Annotated in this window: 4 protein-coding genes; 2 read left to right on the top strand and 2 right to left on the bottom strand. The window is 54.0% G+C overall.

Features of this window, described 5'->3' with window-relative positions:
* Nucleotides 1-423, bottom strand: a 423-nt coding sequence (locus ACWB12_RS13395; protein WP_479530594.1) for a hypothetical protein, incomplete at its 3' end; no start/stop codon positions are given.
* An 82-nt stretch (nt 424-505) separates the two neighbouring features.
* Nucleotides 506-796: a hypothetical protein gene (locus ACWB12_RS13390; RefSeq protein ID WP_479530593.1), complete on the bottom strand. Its 291-nt coding sequence runs from the start codon at nt 794-796 to the stop codon at nt 506-508.
* 217 nt (nt 797-1013) lie between these two features.
* Between ACWB12_RS13390 and clpB the strand changes: the two genes are divergently transcribed.
* Together clpB and ACWB12_RS13380 are read left to right on the top strand one after the other, a co-directional pair.
* Nucleotides 1014-3593, top strand: a complete 2580-nt coding sequence (gene clpB, locus ACWB12_RS13385; RefSeq protein ID WP_479530592.1) for an ATP-dependent chaperone ClpB — start codon at nt 1014-1016, stop codon at nt 3591-3593.
* Nucleotides 3594-3746: 153 nt separating this feature from the next.
* On the top strand, nt 3747-4053 hold a 307-nt coding region (locus ACWB12_RS13380; RefSeq protein ID WP_479530591.1), incomplete at its 3' end, for a hypothetical protein.

Raw genomic sequence — 4053 nt, 5'->3', positions numbered from 1 at the left:
CCAGATTGCAGCGGCCAACAGGATAATGCCAAGGATGATTTCCGTGTTGCGGTAACTGGTGATCGGCATGGTATCGGCCCAGCCCGTCATGATCAGGGTGATTGGGCGAATGACCAGAAGCGGCATGAATATCATAGCCCAGATTTTCATGTCACGGTCACCAAACAGCCGCGTCATCATGTTGCGGTGCAGCTGCAGGCGAAAGACGATGGCGACGATGATTTGATGCACCAGTGCCAGCGCAATTGAAACCACCCCCCAGCCTGCCGATGTCAGCCCTAACAGGCGCGGTGCGTCTGAATTGGTGTGTAACAGCGCGGTCGCCCCAAGTGCCATCAACAGGGCGATGGCCAAATGCTGTGGCTGTCCCTCAAACAGTTGTGACAATGTGCTGCGGTTACGAATATCGTTTAGTTTTGTCATTGCCTATCCTTCAACGGATATGCGTAAACCTATAGATGTTTACCCCCGAAGTCCTGATATTATTGACCAGCACATGTTCAGGTCAGGCGATGTGTTGTTCCTGAGGGGTCAGGAATGCCAACCTATCCTCACCCGAACGAAATTCAGGCATGCGTCTTGCCTGACGTAGCGCATCAGCTTTCAAACCTTGTTTGATTTGTGATAGCCGCTGATCCGAAGAATCGCCAAACGGAATATCGCAGCGGCATTCAAAGTTCATAACGTCGCAGCGATCACCCATACCACCGCGCACATAGAAGGTGACATTCCCCAGCATTTTGTTGCTGTTAGGGTCAGGGCGGATGTTTTGCACATGGGTATCTACAATGTTCATTACACGGCTCAATAGTTACTGCTTACAATCTTGAAATAGGTGCTTTGCATGCAATATTAAACCTGCCTTTTGGGGTAAGGAATCTATGGCATTTTTATGGCAATGTGCACCTTGAACCTATGCCCCCCAGTTGCCACATTAGGTATGAGGCTCGACTATGACTGTGCCTATTTAGGGCGGTCAAATATCACGGGCGCTTTTGAAAAGGAGAATACGGATGGATATGGAAAAATTCACCGAACGGTCGCGCGGTTTTATACAAGCGGCCCAGACGATTGCGATGCGTGAAAGCCATCAACGGCTATCACCCGAACATTTACTAAAAGCATTGATGGATGATGATCAGGGGCTGGCCAGCAATCTGATTAACGCGTCTGGAGGCAACGCTGCCCGCGTGGTTGAAGCCGTGGATGTAGCAATGGCAAAAATCCCTCAGGTTACGGGCGATGGCGGCCAGACCTATATGGACCAGCAAACCGGCAAGGTGTTGGCCGAAGCCGAGAAAATTGCCAAAAAGGCGGGCGATAGTTTCGTTCCTGTCGAGCGCATTTTGATGGCGCTGGTGATGGTGAAATCCAAAGCCAAAGAAGCGCTGGAGGCGGGTGATGTTTCGGCCCAAAAGCTGAACGAGGCGATCAACGACATTCGCAAGGGTCGCACGGCGGATACGGCCAGCGCTGAAGAGGGCTATGATGCGTTGAAAAAGTATGCGCATGACCTGACAGAGGCCGCTGCCGAGGGCAAGATTGACCCGATCATCGGGCGGGATGAAGAGATCCGGCGCACGATGCAGGTTTTAAGTCGTCGCACCAAGAACAACCCAGTTTTGATTGGTGAGCCGGGCGTGGGTAAAACCGCGATTGCCGAAGGGTTAGCGTTACGGATCATCAATGGTGATGTGCCCGAAAGCCTGCTGAACAAGAAGCTGCTGTCACTGGATATGGGGGCGCTGATTGCTGGCGCGAAATATCGTGGTGAGTTCGAGGAACGGCTAAAGGCGGTTCTGAACGAGGTCACCGAGGCCGCGGGCGAGATTATCTTGTTTATCGACGAAATGCACACGCTGGTCGGGGCGGGCGCAGGCGATGGCGCGATGGATGCGTCGAACCTGTTAAAGCCTGCTTTGGCGCGGGGTGAATTGCACTGCGTTGGCGCGACCACGCTGGATGAATATCGCAAGCATGTTGAAAAAGACGCGGCACTGGCGCGGCGATTCCAGCCTGTGCTGATTGAAGAGCCAACGGTTGAAGACACCATTTCGATCCTGCGCGGCATCAAAGAGAAATACGAGCTGCACCACGGGGTGCGGATTTCGGACAACGCCTTGGTGGCGGCGGCGACGCTTTCACATCGCTATATCACCGACAGGTTTTTGCCGGATAAGGCGATTGATTTGATGGACGAAGCCGCCAGCCGTTTGCGCATGGAAGTGGACAGCAAGCCCGAAGAACTGGACGCGCTGGACCGCGAGATTATGCAAAAGCAAATCGAAGCCGAAGCGCTGAAGAAAGAAGATGATGCGGCCAGTAAGGACCGTCTGGAAACGCTGGAAAAAGAGCTGGGCGATTTGATGGAGCGGTCCGCTGAAATGACGGCCCAGTGGCAAGCCGAGCGGGATAAGCTGGCTGGTGCGCGTGACATCAAGGAAGCGCTGGAAACGGCACGGGCTGAGTTGGAGATTGCCAAACGCGAGGGTAATTTGGCGCGGGCGGGCGAGCTGTCATATTCGATCATCCCGAGCCTTGAGGCGCAATTGGAAACGGCCGAAACCCGCGATAGCGATGTGATGGTCGAAGAGGCGGTGCGGCCCGAGCAGATCGCGCAGGTGGTCGAGCGCTGGACCGGCATTCCGACATCCAAAATGCTGGAAGGCGAGCGCGACAAGCTGCTGAAAATGGAAGACGAGATTGGCAAGCGGGTGATTGGCCAGCGTGAGGCGGTTGTTTCCGTGGCCAATGCGGTGCGCCGTGCGCGGGCGGGGTTGAATGACCCTGATCGGCCGCTTGGCTCGTTCCTGTTTCTGGGGCCGACTGGTGTGGGTAAAACCGAGCTGACCAAGGCCGTGGCGGAATATCTGTTTGATGACGAACACGCGATGGTGCGCATTGATATGTCCGAGTTCATGGAGAAGCATTCGGTCTCCCGCCTGATTGGCGCGCCTCCGGGCTATGTCGGCTATGACGAGGGTGGTGTTCTGACCGAAGCGGTGCGGCGCAAGCCCTATCAGGTGATCCTGTTTGACGAGGTCGAAAAGGCGCATCCGGATGTGTTTAACGTGCTGTTGCAGGTGTTGGACGACGGGGTGCTGACCGATGGTCAGGGGCGCACTGTCGATTTCAAACAGACGCTAATTATCCTGACGTCAAATTTGGGATCACAAGCGCTGTCGCAGCTTGCCGAAGATGCGGATGTGGGTGAGGCCAAGGAGCAGGTGATGGGGGCGGTGCGCGACCATTTCCGCCCCGAATTCCTGAACCGCCTGGACGAGATCGTGATCTTTGACCGGCTTGCCCGCGATGATATGACGGGGATCGTCGATATCCAGCTTGGGTTGCTTGGTAAGCGTCTGGCCTTGCGTAAAATCACGCTGGACGTGGACGCGGCGGCGCGGCAATGGTTGGGCGACAAGGGCTATGACCCTGTCTATGGCGCGCGGCCTTTGAAACGGGTGATCCAGCGGTATTTGCAGGATCCGCTGGCCGAGATGCTGCTGGGCGGCGAGGTCATGGATGGTGCGACTGTTAAGGTGGGGGCTGATGCGGACGGGTTGGTGATCGGGTCCGAAACGGTGCATTGAGATTAAGAGAAACGCCCTGCGGGAACGTGGGGCGTTTTTGTTGGAATTATATATACGCCACTCATGATGTGCTGCTACTAAAAGTTGTGGAGTTGCTGGTGATTTTCACCTAAATATTGGATGTAAAATAAACCAAACTGATTGTAGGTGAAAATGTCTCGTTGGGAAGAAGAATTTGAAAGCAACCCGCTGCACGTTACTCTTGAAGGTATTAGGGAGTTTCTTGATGCAAAATTAGATGGCCCCAACAGTGATGTGGCGCTTGAAAAACGCAGGTTGGGAAAAGTTCTAGATTTGCTGGATATCGCGCTGGAACAGATTGATAAAGAAATTGCTCCAATCGCATTGCTAAATCAAATTAATGGGCATTTGCGCCATCAGAGTTTTTGGAACCAACTAGCTGCATACAATGATAACCCAGATGCAGAATATTTGCAGGCCGCTAACGATCACATCAACA

It is taken from the genome of Profundibacter sp. (assembly GCF_056498605.1).
The sequence above is the reverse complement of the archived record's forward strand: the minus strand, read 5'-3'. Positions and strand labels throughout refer to the sequence as shown.

What these genes read in the sequence shown, in the direction of transcription:
- clpB (WP_479530592.1), top strand. Translation starts at nt 1,014, where the DNA reads ATGGATATGGAAAAATTCACCGAACGGTCGCGCGGTTTTATACAAGCG.
- ACWB12_RS13390 (WP_479530593.1), bottom strand. Translation starts at nt 796, where the DNA reads ATGAACATTGTAGATACCCATGTGCAAAACATCCGCCCTGACCCTAAC.